General features: G+C 70.2%; 15 protein-coding genes. 11 read left to right on the top strand and 4 right to left on the bottom strand.

What is annotated here, in order from left to right; genetic code table 11:
• Window positions 1-88: 88 nt before the first annotated feature.
• Complete coding sequence (locus ACWCRB_RS02420) at window positions 89-1798, bottom strand: lysyl oxidase family protein (RefSeq protein ID WP_450994219.1); 1710 nt, start codon at window positions 1796-1798, stop codon at window positions 89-91.
• 195 nt (window positions 1799-1993) lie between these two features.
• Entirely contained in the window at window positions 1994-3652 is a 1659-nt protein-coding gene (locus ACWCRB_RS02415; protein WP_450994218.1) for a sigma-70 family RNA polymerase sigma factor, read from the bottom strand.
• Between the two features lie 157 nt (window positions 3653-3809).
• Here ACWCRB_RS02415 and ACWCRB_RS02410 point away from each other — a divergent pair, with 157 nt between their 5' ends.
• From ACWCRB_RS02410 to ACWCRB_RS02395, 4 genes are all read left to right on the top strand, one after another.
• Complete coding sequence (locus ACWCRB_RS02410) at window positions 3810-4223, top strand: SsgA family sporulation/cell division regulator (RefSeq protein ID WP_450994217.1); 414 nt, start codon at window positions 3810-3812, stop codon at window positions 4221-4223.
• A gap of 81 nt (window positions 4224-4304) precedes the next feature.
• Window positions 4305-5045, top strand: a complete 741-nt coding sequence (locus tag ACWCRB_RS02405; protein ID WP_450994216.1) for a response regulator transcription factor — start codon at window positions 4305-4307, stop codon at window positions 5043-5045.
• Window positions 5042-6523 carry a sensor histidine kinase gene (locus tag ACWCRB_RS02400; protein WP_450994215.1) on the top strand — a complete coding sequence of 494 codons (1482 nt, stop codon included), beginning with the start codon at window positions 5042-5044 and terminating at the stop codon, window positions 6521-6523. Before ACWCRB_RS02405 ends, ACWCRB_RS02400 begins: the two co-directional genes overlap by 4 nt.
• Window positions 6524-6725: 202 nt before the next feature.
• On the top strand, window positions 6726-8066 hold the full coding sequence (locus ACWCRB_RS02395; RefSeq protein ID WP_450994214.1) for a DUF3500 domain-containing protein: 1341 nt from the start codon (window positions 6726-6728) through the stop codon (window positions 8064-8066).
• 67 nt (window positions 8067-8133) lie between these two features.
• Here ACWCRB_RS02395 and ACWCRB_RS02390 read toward each other — a convergent pair whose 3' ends face one another.
• Window positions 8134-8865 (bottom strand): dienelactone hydrolase family protein, encoded by a 732-nt coding sequence (locus ACWCRB_RS02390; RefSeq protein ID WP_450994213.1) that lies wholly within the window; start codon window positions 8863-8865, stop codon window positions 8134-8136.
• Between the two features lie 274 nt (window positions 8866-9139).
• Between ACWCRB_RS02390 and ACWCRB_RS02385 the strand changes: the two genes are divergently transcribed.
• The gene (locus ACWCRB_RS02385; protein ID WP_450994212.1) at window positions 9140-9562 is read left to right on the top strand and encodes a hypothetical protein; all 423 of its coding nucleotides are present in this window, start codon (window positions 9140-9142) and stop codon (window positions 9560-9562) included.
• A 24-nt stretch (window positions 9563-9586) separates the two neighbouring features.
• On the opposite strand, the gene ACWCRB_RS02380 is transcribed toward ACWCRB_RS02385, so the two are convergent.
• Entirely contained in the window at window positions 9587-10252 is a 666-nt protein-coding gene (locus ACWCRB_RS02380; protein WP_450994211.1) for a TetR/AcrR family transcriptional regulator, read from the bottom strand.
• Between the two features lie 117 nt (window positions 10253-10369).
• On the opposite strand from ACWCRB_RS02380, the gene ACWCRB_RS02375 reads away from it, so the two are divergent.
• From ACWCRB_RS02375 to ACWCRB_RS02350, 6 genes are all read left to right on the top strand, one after another.
• Window positions 10370-11203, top strand: a complete 834-nt coding sequence (locus ACWCRB_RS02375; RefSeq protein ID WP_450994210.1) for an SDR family oxidoreductase — start codon at window positions 10370-10372, stop codon at window positions 11201-11203.
• 197 nt (window positions 11204-11400) lie between these two features.
• Window positions 11401-11610: a hypothetical protein gene (locus ACWCRB_RS02370; protein WP_450994209.1), complete on the top strand. Its 210-nt coding sequence runs from the start codon at window positions 11401-11403 to the stop codon at window positions 11608-11610.
• A 75-nt stretch (window positions 11611-11685) separates the two neighbouring features.
• Window positions 11686-13920, top strand: a complete 2235-nt coding sequence (locus ACWCRB_RS02365; RefSeq protein WP_450994208.1) for an MMPL family transporter — start codon at window positions 11686-11688, stop codon at window positions 13918-13920.
• A 272-nt stretch (window positions 13921-14192) separates the two neighbouring features.
• Window positions 14193-15197 (top strand): GDSL-type esterase/lipase family protein, encoded by a 1005-nt coding sequence (locus ACWCRB_RS02360; RefSeq protein ID WP_450994207.1) that lies wholly within the window; start codon window positions 14193-14195, stop codon window positions 15195-15197.
• 44 nt (window positions 15198-15241) lie between these two features.
• The gene (locus tag ACWCRB_RS02355; protein ID WP_450994206.1) at window positions 15242-15841 is read left to right on the top strand and encodes an SDR family NAD(P)-dependent oxidoreductase; all 600 of its coding nucleotides are present in this window, start codon (window positions 15242-15244) and stop codon (window positions 15839-15841) included.
• A 65-nt stretch (window positions 15842-15906) separates the two neighbouring features.
• Window positions 15907-16661: zinc-dependent alcohol dehydrogenase (locus ACWCRB_RS02350; protein WP_450994205.1), on the top strand; the 755-nt coding region annotated here is incomplete at its 3' end.

Genomic DNA, 16661 nt, shown 5'->3' with positions numbered 1-16661 from the left:
GAGCGACCCACCCGATCGGGGGTGTAGCTGGCTGCACCTCCGAGGGGCTGTTCTCCCCCTCGGAGGTGCAACACACGCCAGGTACGGGTTACTTGACGTCGATGAGGTCGTGCGGCGGTACCGTCACCGTCCGCGCGCCCTCCGTGCCGCCGAGGATCACCTTGCGCAGGGCGACGTTGTTGTTGAGGTTGGTCTCCTGGAGGCGCTTCTCCGGGTTGGCGATGACCTGGATGTAGTACGTGCCGTTCGGCAGGCCCGTGACGTCGAAGGACTGGCCGGGGCGGTACTGGGTGTACGTGTCGCCGGAGCCGACGTCCAGGACCTCACGTACCGAGAGGGAGTTCTTCTCGCCGCACGCCGTCGACAGATCCGTGTTGTACGGGTGCCAGTTGGCGTTCTTCACCGTGTAGTCGATCGCGTCGGTGTTGGCCAGGCAGAAGGCCTCCTTGCCGCTGCGCACCTCCTTGGTCTGGTCGGCGCTCAGCAGGCGGTAGCTCGCGAAGTCCGTGAAGTGCCAGTGCTCGTGGCCGACCCGGGGGTCCCACTCCATGGTGCCGGTGGGCGTGTAGCCGACCTGCTTGCCGTTCGCGTCGTAGAAGTACTGGTAGGCGTCCATCAGGTCCTTGCCCCGCTGGCGGAAGCCGTCCACCACCAGGGGTGCGGGACCCGCGTTCCACACGTTCGCGCTGAACGCCAGGTAGTCCTTTCCGGCTACGTCCCCGTCCTCGCCGTCCGTGATGGCGATGTCCCACGCCGGCAGTGAACGCAGGTCGGGCTTGGGCACGTTGGCCGGTACGCCCGCCCTGCCCGTGGGCCGCTTGGCGGCGGCCTTCAGTGCGGGCGCGACGCGCGAACCGTCGGTGTGGCCCGGACCGTCGCCCAGGTGGTGTGCCGTACCCCGGTCGACGAGGGCGTTGGGGAAGGCCGGGATGGTGGGCGCGTCCGCGCCGCGCGGGCCGTAGTGGTGCGACGACGCGAGCGGTGCCCCGTGGGTCCCATGACTGTCATGGCCCCCTCCGTGGTGGGCGGAGGAACGCGCGGTCAGGCCGACTCCGCCGCCTTCGCCGTCCTCACTCTCGGGCAGTACCGACACCTTGATGGTCGGCTGGTCATCGGGCATGCCGAACAGGTCGCGGTACGCCTTCCCGATCGACACCTTGGCCGTGTACTCGCCCACCGGCAGATCCACCGGCTTGTCGTAGTCGATCGAACTGGCGTTGGCGGCCCAGCCCTTCTCGATGCCCCACACCCCGCCCAGCGTGAACGGGTTGCTGGCGCAGCTCTCCGGGAAGTGCGAGGTCGACGGGGCGTCCGGGCGGATACGTCCGGAGGCGTTGTTCGGGCAGAACGTGCCCTTGTTCTTCGCGACCTCCTTCCCGGCCGCGTCCCGGAACGAGACCTCCAGGAAGCCCGGCAGGCCCTCGAAGTCCTTCACCATGCCGGCGGGCAGCCGCTTCGCCTGCACCTTGCCGCCCTTGCGGATGATCTGCTCGGCGACCACCGGGGCCTTGTACGACTTCCGGGTCACCTTGAACTCCAGCGGTACGTCGTCCACCGTGACGTACGTGCCGAGGTCGAGGTAGACGCCGGGTTCCCCCTGCCAGCGCTGGGCCGTCACGGAGTCCGTCGCGGCCACGAGTCTGAGCTTCGGCTTTGTGGGTGCGGCGCTCGGAGCGGCCCCGGCACCGGGCGCCGCTCCGGCCACCGACACGACGACGGCCAGCGCGGCCCCCGCCGCCAGCGCCGAGTGCTTCATCCGTTTGTTGGTCTTGGTACTGCTGTCCTGCTGAGTGGTCATCGGTTCCTCGTCTGTCTGCCGGTGCCATGGTCAAGTGGCACCGGGCTGGACACAGCCCACGACCGGCCGACCTACGTACGGACGCACCCCACGCGCCCAGGCCATGTCTGTGAGCAACCTGTGAGACAGAAGAAGCGCTGCCCAGGTTGCCTGGCGAGGAAAACTTCAGCCGAAAGCGGCTCCGCGACCGTCCGGTCAGCAGGGCCCGGGGTCAGGAACCGGGGTCTCCTCAACAGGGGCGGGATCCACGGGAGTTGGAGTGACCGGATCCGGGACCGGAACCTCCGGAGTCTCGGGGATCACGGGAGTCTCGGTGACCGGCGGCTCCGGCGTCTCCACCACCGGGGGTTCCTCCACCGGAGGCTCCTCCACAGGGGGTTCCTCAACTGGCGTCTCCACCACCGGAGTTTCCGGGGTCTCCGGCGTCTCCGGCGGCACATACACCGGAACGTCCGGAGTCTCAGGCGTCCCAGGCTCCTCGCTCACCGGCGGCGCCGGCTCCTCGACCGGAGGTTCCGGCACCACGGGCTTGGGCTCGGGCTCGGGTTCCGCGACAGGAGGATCCGGCACAGGCTCGACCGGCGCGCTGGGCTCACTTGGAGCACTGGGCTCGCTGGGCTCACTCGGAGTCGTGGGAGCACTGGGCGCATCAACACCGCTGTCGCCACCGCTCCCCCCAGTCACCGTGACCACCGAAGCGACCGGTACCCGCACCCGTACCGCCTCCCGCACCCCCTCCGGAACCGCCGCAGCCCCCCTCTCCGGAGCCGGCACGGTCGCCGGAGTCGCCTTCAACGGCAGAGGCACCGTCGCCGGTACCTCCGCCACCGGTGCCGGGGACAAGGGCTTGTCCGCCAGCGGGACCCTGGACCGTTCCTGCAGCTGGACCTGTGGGGAGGTCAGCGCGAGGGTGACCGCGACGGCCGCTGCCGCCGCCCCCGCGCTCACCGCGATCGCCTTCGGCATCTTCGAACCGCCGGCCACGACATGACGTACCGCGTGCAGCACCCCACCGCCCTGGCCGGCCACGGCGCCCAGCGCGGTCGACGCGCCGACGGAGCCCGCCGCGAACGACAGCAGGTACTTCCCCGTACCGCCCACCACGAGCACCAGCAGGGCCGGGCCGACGAGCGCGGGCAGCCGGTCGTTCGTGCGCATCAGCAAAGCGAGGCGATGGCGACAGTCGTCGCAGGTGTCCGCGTGGGCGAGGAGCTGGTCGGACTGGCGGCGGGTCGCGGTGCCGCGTACGTACGCGGGCATGCGGACCCAGTACGGCTCGCAGGCCGTGCTGTTGGGGACGCCGGGCTGCTCGCGCAGGAAGGCCTGGCGCATGCCCTCGCGGGCCCGGTGGAGGAGTACCGCGGTGGCGCCCTCCTTGATGCCGGTGCCTATCTGGGGGCCGATCGCCGCCAGGGGCTGGCCCTCCGCCTCCGCGAGCCACAACGCCTTGACCCAGCGGTCGGGGAGCTGGCCCAGCACCCGTACCAACAGGTCGACCGAGGAGACCTGTTCGGCGGGGTCGTCGACGTGACGCCCCTGGGACACGACCCGTTCCGAACGCTCCAGCCGCTCCGGCCCGTCCTGCGGATCCTGCGGGGTCTCGCGCGCCGAGTTGCTGCCCACGGTGGACGCCAGGTGCCGGACCGTCGTCATCAGGTACGCGGGCACGTTGTCGATCTCGTGCCCTGCCGACAGGCGTCGCCACACACGGAAGTGCGCCTCGGCGACCAGGTCTTCCGCGGCCCAGCTGCTCTTCGTGAGCGAACGCGCGTATGCAACGAGACGCGGCTGCTGCTCCTCGTAGATGCGGGCGTACGCGTCGGTCGCGGTGGCGGTGGCGGTGTTGTCAATCATGGGCAGGAACGCTCCAGTTACCTGCGGACGGATATTGGGGATGAGTTTGTAAGGCTAGATGACAAAAATCTCAAGTAATTACAGGAAGTGACACACGTCACATGCGGTGACTCCCGTAACGGCGTAATACCGGAGCCCTCCCCGGAGTCGAGGGGGCATGTACAGAACCTTGGAACACTCCGCCCGCGCCCGCCTGATCACTCCCGGCTACCAGGAGCTCCCCCTCACCGTCACCCTGCGCTACGACTCCGCCGACCCGCTCGCCGTCCACATCGACTTCCCCGTCGATGTCTCGGTCGACGGGGAAGCCGTGACCTGGACCTTCTCCCGGTGCCTCCTGGGCGAGGGACTCGAGCACCCGGCCGGGATAGGCGAGGTCCACCTGTGGCCCTGCGGCCCGACCCGCACGGTCGTGGAACTCCACTCGCCGTACGGACTGGCCGTGGTCCGCTTCCGTACGGCACAGCTCCAGCGCTTCCTGCATCGCTCGTACGCCGTTGTCGCACCCGGCACGGAGGATCTGGCGGCGGAGGTCGAACGCGGACTCGCCCTGCTGCTCGGCGGGGTCTGAGAAACCCCACACCCACATCCACCTCGCCGCGGCTCAGCCCGCACACAGCCTGCCCACAGCCCGCTCAGGAATGCTCGGCACATGTCTGGCACGACTGACACCCCCAAGGCAGTGGCCCCCGAAGGCGCCGTACGTGTGCTGATCGTCGACGACGAGCCGGAGCTGACCGAGTTGCTGTCCGTGGCCGTGGCCGGAGCCGGCTGGCAGCCGTTTCTCGCGGCGGACGGACACAGTGCGCTGCGGATCGCGCGCGGCTGCGCCCCGCATGCCGTCGTGCTGGACGGGATGCTGCCCGACGTGGACGGGCTCCAGGTGCTGCGCGTGCTGCGACAGGAACACGCCGGACTGCCCGTGCTCATGCTCACCGCCCGGGACGCCCTCGAACACCGCATCGACGGTCTGACGGCGGGCGCGGACGACTACGTCACCAAGCCCTTCTCCCTCGAAGAGGTCATGCTGCGGCTGCGCGGACTGCTGCGCCGGAGCGGCGCGGAGGAGGCGGCCGAGGACGAGTCCGTACGGGTGCTCGGCGATCTCGTACTGGGCGAGAAGACGCGTGAGGTGCAGCGCGGCGGGGTTCAAATCCCGCTCACCGCCAAGGAGTTCGACCTGCTCCGCTTCCTGATGGAACATCCGCGTCAGGTGCTCAGCAAGGCCCAGCTCCTCGACCACGTCTGGAACAGTTCCTTCGACGGCGAGGGCAATCTCGTCGAGGTCTACATCTACGGTCTGCGCGCGAAGCTCGACAAGGGCCGGGCGCCGATGATCCACACGGTGCGCGGGGCCGGGTACACCATCAGGGCTCCGGAGAACGGCAGTTGACACGTCTCCGAGCACGACGGTCGCTGCGGACCGGCCTTGTGCTGTTCATCTCGGGCACCCTCGTGGTCGTCTGCACGGTGATGGCGCTCGCCACGGTCCTCGTCCAACGCGCCTATCTGCTGGGAGACCTGGACCAGCGGGTCACCGACGCGGCCAATCGCAGCCAGGGCGGACTGCAGCGCCGGACGGGCGGCGCGACCGACCTGGGCTTCCTCAACGAGCGCGGCCAGCCCGCCGGTACGCTCGCCGCCCGTTTCGCCGGCGGGGACACGGACGGCGGGGTGATCGCGGCCGAGGTCGTCACCGCCGACGGACTCCAGCGCACTCTCACCACCGCCCAGCGGGCCGCCCTCGACGGCATCACGGCGGACGGAACCCTGCACACCCGTACGATCCCGGGCCTCGGCACCTACCGCGTCACGGCCATCGGCGGCGACGGCGTGCCCGTGCTCGCGGGGCTGCCCATGGGCGACGTACAGAACACGATCAACCGGCTGGTGGTGGTCGAGGCGGCCATCGCCGTCGTCAGTCTCGGGGTGGCGGGGTGTGTCTCGGCGGTGGTCATACGGCGCCGGCTGCGGCCCCTGGACCGGGTCGCCGCCACGGCGGTCGAGGTCTCGCGGGTGCCCCTTGACCGGGGCGAGGTGGCCGCGCTGACCCGGGTGCCCGTGTTCGACACCGACCCCGGGACCGAGCCCGGGCAGGTCGGCGCGGCCCTAAACCGCATGATCGACCACGTCGAGTCGTCGCTCGCGGAACGGCAGCGCGGCGAGGTGCGCATGCGGCGCTTCCTGGCCGACGCCAGCCATGAACTCCGTACCCCGCTCGCGTCGATCGCCGGGTACGCCGAGCTGATGAGCGGCGACGAGGAGGTGCGGGGTCTGGAGCCGGACCTTGCCTGGCGGCGGGTGTCGGCGCAGTCGGCGCGGATGACCGGGCTGGTGGAGGACCTGCTGCTGCTCGCCCGGCTGGACGAGGGGCGGCCGTTGCGGTCGGCGCCCGTGAACCTCGCGACGCTGGTCGCCGAGGCGGTGTGGGACGCGCGGGCGGCGGGCGCCGACCACGACTGGCAGCTGGCGCTGCGGCTCGACGGCCCGGCGACACCGGCGACGGTCGTGGGCGACGCGGCACGGCTCCACCAGGTGGTGGCCAACCTGCTGGCCAACGCGCGCGTGCACACGCCCGCCGGCACGAAGGTCACGGTCGTCGTGGAGGCCACCGCCACCGACCGGGTGATCCGGGTGCGCGACGACGGCCCCGGCATCCCGCCCGCCCTCCTTCCGACGGTCTTCGAACGCTTCACCCGCGCCGACGCGTCCCGCTCCCGCACAGGCGGTGATGGTGAGGGCGGCGGCTCGGGCCTCGGGCTGGCCATCGCGACGGCGATCACGCGGGCGCACGGCGGCCGGATCGACGTACAGAGCGAACCGGGCCGTACGGAGTTCACGGTGACACTGCCGGCCGAGGGCAACGCCTGAGCCTCCTCCCCCTCAGGTTGCGCAAACGCTAAGGGTGTCCACAGAAAGCCAGTTCGGAGCCGGTACGTACGACGCCCAGCACACCCTTTCCGGCCCGCCCGCGGGGTCCGTTTCAGCCCTGCCTCAGTTGACTGGACCAGGGTTGTCGACGTGCGGCCGGCCGGTCATCGGGGACGCGGCCACGACGAAGGGAACCAGTGCGATGAGCGAGCACGAGACCGGGCAGCCAGGGGAGTCGGCAGCGCCGGAGACCGCACGTCACGCACTCGCGAACCGGCGCAACTTCATGCGCAAGGTGTTCTTCGCCAGCGGCGCCACGGCCGTGGTGACGATGGGCGGCGCCGGCGCCTGGACCGCCCTCGCGGACGAGACGACGGGCACGGCGACGGCGGACGCGTCGGCGTCTCCCAGCGGGGCGCCGAGCGGGGGCCCGGGCGGCGGTACCGGCGGCGGCCCCGGCAACATGACGATCACCGAGGACTTCTTCGGCCTGACGACCGACGGCAAGCGAGTGGACGACCTGTTCACGATCCACTCGACCAAGGTCGCCACGGCCCCGGTCATCACCGCCGCGAACGCGTTCCTGGCCGGGCTCACGGACACCCAGAAGACGTCGACGCAGTTCACGGTCCACTCGACGGAGTGGCGACTGTGGAGCAACATCGACTCGTACGAACGCCAGGGTGTCTCGCTGGCAGACTTGACGGACGCTCAAAAAGCCCTGGGAACAGCCTTGTTGAAGGAAGCCCTGAGCGCGGACGGCCTGGAGACCACAGAAAAGATCCGCAGGATCAACCAGGCGGCGGGCGAGGCGATCGGCAACACGACCGCCTTCAACGAGGACGCCTACTACTGGACGGTGATGGGCACCCCGTCGGCGACCGAGCCCTGGGGCTTCCAGTTCGACGGCCACCACCTGGTCGTCAACTACTTCGTGCTCGGCGACCAGGTCGTGATGAGCCCCTGCTTCTGGGGCTCGGAACCGACGTCCATGGAGATCGACGGCGAGACGGTGACGGTCTGCCACGAGGAGGTCGTGGCGAGCCTGGCCTTCATCAACTCCCTGACGACGGCGCAGCAGTCGATCGCGATCGAGTCGACGACGAAGTCGAACGAGTCGATGAAGGCGGGCGCGTTCGCCGACAACACGGTCCAGGAGTACGCAGGCCTGCGCGGCAACGCGCTCACCTCCGTCCAGAAGAAGAAACTCCTCGGCATAGTCGAGGCGTTCGTCGGCCGCGCGAAGGCGGACGCGGCGAAGGTGCGGATGTCCGAGGTGAGCAAGCACCTCTCCGACACCTACGTCACCTGGGCGGGCGGCACCGCCGACGACGCCGCCTTCTACGTCCGCGTCCACAGCCCCGTCGTCTGGGTCGAGGTCGACTGCCAGGGCCCGGGGCCGCTGGCGGGCGCGTACGGAGCCACGCAGGGGAGCGGGGCGACGCAGAAACACGTCCACTCGATCATCCGCACCCCGAACGGCAACGACTACGGAAAGGAGTTGCTCAGGCAGCACTACCTGACATCACCTCACCACCACTGAGGTTTCTCTGTCATGGCGCGGGCCGCACCCATGGGTCTTCATGGGTGCGGCCCGCGTACGTAAGGTCTTACTTCAGGTGCCGGCCGAAGAACCGGTTCCCGTCGTCCGCCTCGAACCACGGGGTGCCGGTGTGCCCGCCCAGATTGGCGTGCAGCGTCTTCTCCTTGGTACCGAAGGCGTCGAACAGGTCCAGGGCCCGCTGCCGGGGGTTCCCTTCGTCGTCCCACTGCAACAGGAACAGCAACGGAACGCCGACCTGCCGGGCCTCCTCGCGCTGGGCGCGGGGCACATAGCCCCCGGCGAAGAACCCGGCGGCCGCGATACGCGGCTCGGTCACCGCGAGCCGGATACCGACGGCGGTCCACCCCGAGTACCCGACCGGGCCGCCGATCTCGGGCAGCGCGAGCAGAGCATCGAGGGTGGTCCGCCAGTCGGGAACCGCCTTTTCGACCAGCGGGCCGATGTAGGACTCGAAGATCTCGTCGACCGGCTCGCCGGCCCGCATCGCCCGGCGGATGTCGGCGCGGGCCTGCTCGTCGGCGGCGGAACGGGGCCGGTCGCCGCACCCGGCGGCATCGATGGAGGCCACCGCGTAGCCGTACGCCACGGAGTGCCGGGCCCGGGCCACCAGCCGGGGTTCCCTCTTGGACAGCCCGTTGTTGTGGGCCATCAGGATCAGCGGGACGGGCGCGGCGGACGTGGCGGACTCAGGGGTCCACAGGGTGCCGGGGATCTCGCCGAGGGCGAACTCGCGTTCGAGAACGCCGTCGTCGAGGCGGCGCTCAGAAGTGAAGTGCATGGTCATGCCTTTCGGGAGGGCTCATGTACGGCGCTCCCGGACGACCTGCCTACCGCCCGACCGTGACCCCGAAGGAGAGCACCCATGTCGATACAACGTTCACGGGTACCACCTCCTCGTCCTCTCGCACGGCCTCCGGAAAGCTAACAGGGGCCGCCGGAACCTGCCAACGGATTTTGTGGACGCCCGCTGTCCCGTGATGGCCGGTTATTCCGTGGTGGCCCAACTGCCAGGCCCTGTACGTTCCCTCCCATGACCGACAGCCGAAAGGCCAGTGCCGCGTAGGCGCCCGTCCGCCCTACGGGGCGAGATTCCCGCACGGAGACAGCACCGGGGGCGGTACGCCTCCATCGACCGACTCTCCGCTTCCTGCAACGCCGACATCAGCCGACTCGAACTGAGCCGCCGCTGGTACGAGTCCACAGCCGGCGCCTTCTCCCAGTGGAAGCTTCTGGCGTACGGGCCGTCGCGCCGGTTCGCGGAGCCGTTTCCGGCGGAGGCGTGCGGCATCCCCGGATGCGGCTGCTGCCCGGGGTACTTCCGCGACCACCTCGAAGCGGTGCTCCACGCCCTGCCCAGGAAGAGCGCCCGCGAACTGCGCACGCTCGTACGGGCGTTGGACCGCGTCATCCTCGACCGGGCCCGGATCATTCATATCGACCATCCCGACGAGCCCTGGTGGCGCCGGCAGTTGTGAGGGGAGGAGAGGGCCTACGGGACTCTAAGCACCTTCCCTCCGCAACCCCGCCATCACCACGTCCAACAACCCCTCCACCCGCCGCCCCGACACCCCCGACCCGCCCAGCAGGATCTGGTGGAGCAGGGTTCCCATGAAGGCGTCGGCGACCGCCTCCAGGTCGGCGTCCGGGCGGATCTGGCCGGACTGCACCGCCGTCTGGAGGCGGTGGACCAGGGCCTTCTGGCCGGGGCCCGCGAGCTGTTGGTAGAGGGACTCCGCGTCGGCCGGGTTCTCGGCCGAGGCGACCGTCAGGGCGCGTACCAGCGCTCCGTACTCGGGGTCGGCCATCGCCGTGGCCGTGATGTGCAGCCAGGTGCGCAGGTCGTGGTCGACGTCGCCGGTGTCGAGCGGGGAGGCCGTGCCGTCGGTGGTCGTGGACAGGTAGCCCTGGATGACCGCCTCGCCGACCAGGGGGGCCTTCGAGGGCCAGCGGCGGTACACCGTCTGTTTGCCCACGCCCGCTCTGGAGGCCACGCGGTCCATGGTGAGGCGGGCGTAGCCGCCCTCGATCAGCAGGTCACGGGTCGCCTTGAGGATCGCCTGGTGGGTGGCGTTGCTGCGCGGCCTGCCCCGGCGCTCCTCTCCCGCGTCTCCCCCGCCCCCCGCATCCCACGCATCCCGCGTCTTCGACATTTTCCCCTCGCGCATGTTCCCAGCGTAGGGCTCGGGTCGTATGCTCCGATTATTACGAGACTATTAGTCTCGTAATAAATTCCGGCCCAGCCGCCGGAACCCGGAAACCCATAGAAGCAAGGACGGGCCGCCATGAGCATGGACGTACTGGTTGTGATCGGCGTCGGAGGTATGGGGCAGGCGGTCGCGCGCCGGCAGGGTCCGGGCAAGGTCGTGCTGCTCGCCGACTTCAACGAGGCCCTCCTGAAGTCGCTCGCCGACACCCTGCGCGGCGACGGTCACGCCGTCCACACCCGCATGGTCGACGTCTCCTCGCGCGAGTCCGTCGCCGCCCTGGCCGAGACGGCGGCCGGCCTCGGCAATGTCACCCAGGTCGTCCACACCGCCGGCCTCTCCCCGGCCCAGGCACCCTCCGCCGCGATCCTCGCCGTCGACCTGCTGGGCGTCGCCCTGGTGCTGGAGGAGTTCGGGCAGGTCATCGCCCCGGGCGGAGCCGGCGTCGTGATCTCCAGCAGCTCGGCGCACATGATGCCGCCGCTGACCCCCGTACAGGAGGAGGCGCTCACCAACACGCCCGCCGACGAGCTGCTCGACCTGCCCTTCGCCACCCCGGAGGCCAACCCCGACCCGGGCCGCGCCTACGGCTTCTCCAAGCAGGCCAACATCCTGCGCGTCCGGGTCGCGAGTGTGGAGTGGGGCAGGCGTGGTGCACGGGTCAACTCCCTCAGCCCGGGCGTGATCTCGACGCCGATGGGACAGCAGGAGCTGGACGGGGAGTCCGGCGCCTTCATGCGCGCGATGGTCGAGGCCTCCGGCAGCGGGCGGCTCGGCACCCCCGACGACATCGCCGACGGCGTCGCCTTCCTGCTCGGCCCGACGGCGTCCTTCGTCACCGGCACCGACCTCCTCGTCGACGGCGGCTCGGTGGCGGCCGTACGCGCGGGACGGGTCAAGCTCTCCGCCTGAGGCAGGGACAAGGGACAGGGAGAGGAGCAACAGGACAGGGGACAGGGGACAAGGGCAGGGCGAAAGGTGTAGCGGGCTACACCTCCGGTTCGGGAGAGCACTCCCTCGTGGTGGAGAGCCGTTCCCGGGATCGTTGATCTCGGAAGCAAACGGCTCCCCATCAGGCCCTTTCCGGGCCCCACGTGGAAGGAAATCCCATGAAGTCCCTGCTCGCCTCCAAGCCGGTCCTCTGGTTCCTGTTCCTGTTCAACCTCGTCGTCGCGGCCGTCGCGCCGTTCGTCGTCGACGGTACGCAGGGCGTCATGACCGGGGTCGGCATGGGGGTCGTCTCGCTCGGAGCGGGCGTCAGCCTCTTCAAGAGCCGCGGGCAGCAGCAGGGGCGTGGGTCGCACCGCCAGCAGATCTGACCCCTTCCGAGCCCAGCCGCTTCCCCGAAGAGGCATCCCCTCTGCCCGTTCCGCAGATCCTGGAGACCCCTGCCCGTGGCTACCTTCCTGTACAAACTCGGCCGTCTGTCCTTTCGCCGACGGTGGTCCTTCCTCCTCCTCTGGGTGGCCGTACTGGCCGCCGTCGGCTTCGGCGCCGCATCGGCGCCCGCCGCCCCCGATGATCAGAACAGCATGCCTGGGATCGAGTCCCAGAAGGCGTTCGACCTCATGGAACAGCGCTTCCCGGGGGCCGCCGCCGACGGCGCGAGCGCCCGGATCGTGTTCATCGCGCCGGACGGTGAGAAGGTCACCGCCAGCGAGAACCGCGCGGTGATCCAGAAGCTCGTGACCGACGCGGGCAAGGGTGCCCAGGTCGCCTCCGCCGTGAGCCCCTTCCAGGCCGACGCGGTGAGCAAGGACGCGACCACCGCGTACGCCACCGTCACCTTCAAGGCGAAGGCCGACGACCTCACCGACGCCAGCAAGACCTCTCTCGAACACTCCATCGACACGGCCCGGGCCTCCGGGATGACCGTCGAGGTAGGCGGGGACGCCCTCGCGACCCAGCCGTCGGCGGGCGGCGCGGCCGAGGCGATCGGCATCGCCATCGCGGCCGTCGTCCTCCTCATCACCTTCGGCTCGATGGCAGCCGCCGGACTCCCCCTCCTCACCGCCATCCTCGGCGTCGGCATCAGCATGGCCGGGATCATGGCTGTGGCCAGCACCTTCGGCCTGTCGGAGACCACCGGCACCCTCGCCACCATGCTGGGCCTGGCCTGCGGTATCGACTACGCCCTGTTTATCGTCTCCCGCTACCGGGAGGAGCGCGGCAAGGGGCACACGCCTCAGGAAGCCGCCGCCCTCGCCACCGGCACCGCCGGTTCGGCGGTCGTCTTCGCCGGCCTGACCGTCGTCATCGCCCTCGCCGGACTGTCCGTCGTAGGCATCCCGATGCTGACGAAGATGGGCCTCGCGGCAGCCGGCGCGGTCGTCGTCGGGGTGCTGATCGCCCTCACCCTCGTCCCGGCCGTCCTCGGCTTCTGGCCGAACGCCGTCCTCTCCCGCAAGACCCGCAAGCGCGGCCACGCCAAGGAGGACACCCGGAACAACGGCGGCAGCCGCTGGGCCCGCTTCGTCCTGCGCCGCCCGGTCCCCGTACTCATCGCCGCCGTCGCCGGTCTCGGCACCCTGGCGATACCCGTGATGGACCTCCAGCTGGGCATGCCCGGCGACGAGGCCAAGCCCACCTCCACCACCGAACGCCGTGCCTACGACGCCCTCGCCGACGGCTTCGGCCCCGGCTTCAACGGTCCGCTGATGATGGTCGTGGACGCCAAGGGCGCGAGCGACCCCAAGGCCGCCGTCGCCACGATCGAGAAGAAGATCGCCGCCACGGACGGCGTGGTCTCCGTCTCCCCCGCCCGCTTCAACAGCACCGGTGACACGGCGATCTTCACCGCGGTCCCGGCCACCTCACCCACCGACAAGAAGACCCAGGACCTCGTCAAGACGATCAGGTCCGAACGCCCGGCCACGGAAGGGGCCACCGGCGCCGAGTTCGAGGTCACCGGCACCACCGCCCTCAACATCGACGTCGCCGAGAAGACCCAGTCCGCCCTGATCCCGTATCTGATCGTGGTCGTGGGCCTGGCGATCCTGCTCCTGCTCCTGGTGTTCCGCTCGATCCTGGTCCCGATCAAGGCAGCCCTCGGCTTCCTCCTCTCGGTGATGGCCGCCCTCGGTTCCGTCATCGCGGTCTTCCAGTGGGGCTGGGGCGCCTCGCTCCTCGGCGTCGAGACGACCGGCCCGATCATGAGCATGATGCCGATCTTCCTGGTGGGCATCGTCTTCGGACTGGCCATGGACTACGAGGTGTTCCTGGTCGCCCGGATGCGGGAGGCGTACGTCCACGGGGACGAGCCCAAGCAGGCGATCGAGACCGGGTTCCGGTACAGCGCCCGGGTCGTCGTCGCCGCCGCGCTGATCATGATGGCCGTCTTCTCCGGCTTCATCGGAGCCGGCGAGTCGATGATCAAGATGATCGGCTTCGGCCTCGCCATCGCGGTCCTCTTCGACGCCTTCATCGTCCGGATGGCCCTGGTCCCCGCCGTACTGGCCCTGCTCGGCAAGGCCGCCTGGTGGATGCCCCGTTGGCTCGACCGGATCCTGCCCAAGGTCGACGTGGAGGGCGAGGCGCTCACCCACCACGCCACCCCGGCGACGGCCACGGCATCCACGCCGGTTCCGCCGCCCGGTCCGACCCCGGTGCTCGTACCCGACCGGGACTGACCCCCGTACCGGGGCCGCCTCCGTAGCCAGAGGCGGCCCCAGCGCCGGACCCGTGGGGACGGGGAACGGCGCGCACGTCCCGGGGCCGGCGGCGGACAACTCCCCCCGTCCGCCGCCGCCCCGAGGACACCCCCACCCCTAGACGACCTCCCGAGGCACAACACCGCCTGTGTCACCGCTCATCGGCCCGCAGCCGCAGTCCACGGCCCGCCGGCACCAGACAGCACAGCAACGGCCCGGACCACCGAGACGGAAGCAGGACGGCACCCCCCATGAAGACCCCCACGATGGCAGGCCTCGCCACTCTGGCGGCAGGCGGCGTTTTCCTCGCCGCGGTGACCCTCGGCAACGACGACGACAGCAACGACAAGACCCCGGTGGCGGTCACCCACCAGAAGACCCCGGCGACCAACTCCCCCACGATTTCCACGACTTCACCGACTTCTTCGGAGAACGGCCCGTACGTGGCCCTCGGCGACTCCTACACCTCCGGCCCGAACATCCCCTCCCAGGCCTCCTCCACCCCCGCCGGCTGCGACCGTTCCGACCGCAACTACCCCTCCCTGGTGGCCGAGCAACTGGCCCTGGACCCGGCCGACTTCCGCGACATGAGCTGCACCGGCGCCACCATCGCGGACCTCACCTCCCCCCAGTCCACCGACAACGGCGTCAACCGCGCCCAGTTCTCCGCCCTGTCGGACGAGACCCGCCTGGTCACGATCGGCATCGGCGGCAACGACATCGGCTTCAGCTCACTGATCAAGCAGTGCATGAAGTCGGGCGTCCTCTACTACGCGATGGGCAGCGGCAAGTACACGGGCGTCGCCGCACCCTGCCGCGAGGAGTACGTCTCCGGTGGCACCGACGAGATACAGCAGCGGATCGACACCGCGGGCACCCGCCTCGCCACCGCCCTGGCGGAGGTGAAGCGCAGGGCCCCGCAGGCCGAGGTGTACGTCGTCGGCTACCCGGCGATCCTGCCGCCGACGGCGGCGAACTGTGGCCGCGAACTGGGCCTCGCCCCCGCCGACGTGCCCTTCCTCCACAAGGAGGCGCAGTCCCTCAACACCACCCTGCGCGAACGGGCGGCGGCGGCCGGTGCGGTGTACGTCGACACCTACAAGCCCTCCGTGGGCCGCGACGCCTGCTCGGACCGTACGACTCGCTGGATCGAACCGATGATCCCGCTCGCCCCGGCGGCCCCGGTCCACCCCAACGCCCGAGGCGAACGCGGCATGGCGGACGCCGTACTCCACGCCATCGACGCGCCCAAGTAGCCCAAGTAGCCCAAGCAGACCACGGAGCCGACGGAGCCCCCCCCATGAGCGACAACAGCAGCAGCACCGGCGAACTCCACGGCCGCAGGGTCGTCGTCACCGCCGCCGGTTCCGGCCTCGGCCGGGCCACGGCACTGGAGTTCGCCGAGGAAGGCGCCCACGTCCTGGTCACCGACCACGACCGGGACGCCGTACGCCAGGTCGTGAAGACGATCGAGTACGGCGGCGGAACGGCCCTCGCGATCGTCGGCGACCTCGGTGACCAGCGGGTCGCGGAGCAGGTCGTCGCCACCGCGCTGGAGGCCTTCGGCGGCATCGACGTCCTGGTGAACAACGCCGGGGGCATGGACCCCCTCACCATGGCCGCCCTGCCGCACCTGCTCGCGGACGGCGGCGGCTCGGTCGTCTTCGCCACCCCCGATGCCCGCGCCGTGTCGCGGCACAGGATCGCCGACCTGGTCGAGAAGCTTGCCGCCATGTACCGCGACCAGGGCATACGCGCCAACGCGATCACCACCGGACCCGCCGCGAACGGCACCGAGCCCGAGGAACAGGCGGCCGCGATCGTCTTCCTGGCCTCGGACGCCGCCCGCGACATCAACGGCACGGTCCTGCCGGTCTCCGACGGCCGGCTGATGGCCTGACCCCCCACACACCCCTCCCCGACAGACACCAACCCCCTTACACAGAAACAGAAGGCGAGTCACCCATGTCCACCACCATGAAGTCCGTGCACACCGCGAAGGACAAGGTCGAGGTCGTCGACGTCGAGCGTCCGGTCCCCGGGCCCAAGGACGCCCTCATGCGCATCCGCGCCTGCGGAATCTGCGGCACCGACACCTTCTTCCTCCACCTCGGCGGCATGCCGGGCGCCGACGGTTCCATGCGCTCGATCCCCCTGGGCCACGAGCCGGCCGGTGAGATCGTCGAACTCGGCGCGGAGGTCAAGGACTTGAAGGTCGGCGACCGGGTGGTCGTCAACCCACAGGACGCCCCGACCGGGATCATCGGCTGTGGTGGCGCGCACGGCGCGATGAGCGAGTACCTGCTCCTCGACGACTGCGAGGTCGGCAGGACGGTGGCCGTCTTCCCCGACACCGTGCCCTTCGAGGTGGCGTCGTTGAACGAGCCGATGGCGGTGGCCCGGCACTGCGTGAACCGGTCCGAGGCCACTCCGGACGACACGGTCGTCGTCTTCGGCGCCGGACCCATCGGACTCGGCGCCACCATCTGGCTCAAGCTGCGCGGCGTCAAGCACGTCGTCGTCGCCGACGTCCTCCCCGAACGCCTGGAGACCGCCCTCGCCATCGGCGCCGACGCCGTCATCAACTCCAAGACCGAGAACGTGACGGAACGGCTCACCGAACTGCACGGCCAGGCCACCAACGCCCTCGGCCAGCCCCGCCCCGGCACCGACATCTACATCGACGCCGCCGGCGCCCCCGCCGTCTTCCAGACCGTCGT

The organism is Streptomyces sp. NPDC002156 (assembly GCF_053593675.1).
Note: the sequence above shows the minus strand (reverse complement) of the source record. Positions and strands in the feature narration are given on the sequence as shown.

What these genes read in the sequence shown, in the direction of transcription:
- ACWCRB_RS02355 (WP_450994206.1), top strand. Translation starts at nt 15,242, where the DNA reads ATGAGCGACAACAGCAGCAGCACCGGCGAACTCCACGGCCGCAGGGTC.
- ACWCRB_RS02380 (WP_450994211.1), bottom strand. Translation starts at nt 10,252, where the DNA reads ATGCGCGAGGGGAAAATGTCGAAGACGCGGGATGCGTGGGATGCGGGG.
- ACWCRB_RS02395 (WP_450994214.1), top strand. Translation starts at nt 6,726, where the DNA reads ATGAGCGAGCACGAGACCGGGCAGCCAGGGGAGTCGGCAGCGCCGGAG.
- ACWCRB_RS02370 (WP_450994209.1), top strand. Translation starts at nt 11,401, where the DNA reads ATGAAGTCCCTGCTCGCCTCCAAGCCGGTCCTCTGGTTCCTGTTCCTG.
- ACWCRB_RS02405 (WP_450994216.1), top strand. Translation starts at nt 4,305, where the DNA reads ATGTCTGGCACGACTGACACCCCCAAGGCAGTGGCCCCCGAAGGCGCC.
- ACWCRB_RS02360 (WP_450994207.1), top strand. Translation starts at nt 14,193, where the DNA reads ATGAAGACCCCCACGATGGCAGGCCTCGCCACTCTGGCGGCAGGCGGC.
- ACWCRB_RS02390 (WP_450994213.1), bottom strand. Translation starts at nt 8,865, where the DNA reads ATGCACTTCACTTCTGAGCGCCGCCTCGACGACGGCGTTCTCGAACGC.
- ACWCRB_RS02415 (WP_450994218.1), bottom strand. Translation starts at nt 3,652, where the DNA reads ATGATTGACAACACCGCCACCGCCACCGCGACCGACGCGTACGCCCGC.
- ACWCRB_RS02410 (WP_450994217.1), top strand. Translation starts at nt 3,810, where the DNA reads ATGTACAGAACCTTGGAACACTCCGCCCGCGCCCGCCTGATCACTCCC.
- ACWCRB_RS02420 (WP_450994219.1), bottom strand. Translation starts at nt 1,798, where the DNA reads ATGACCACTCAGCAGGACAGCAGTACCAAGACCAACAAACGGATGAAG.
- ACWCRB_RS02375 (WP_450994210.1), top strand. Translation starts at nt 10,370, where the DNA reads ATGAGCATGGACGTACTGGTTGTGATCGGCGTCGGAGGTATGGGGCAG.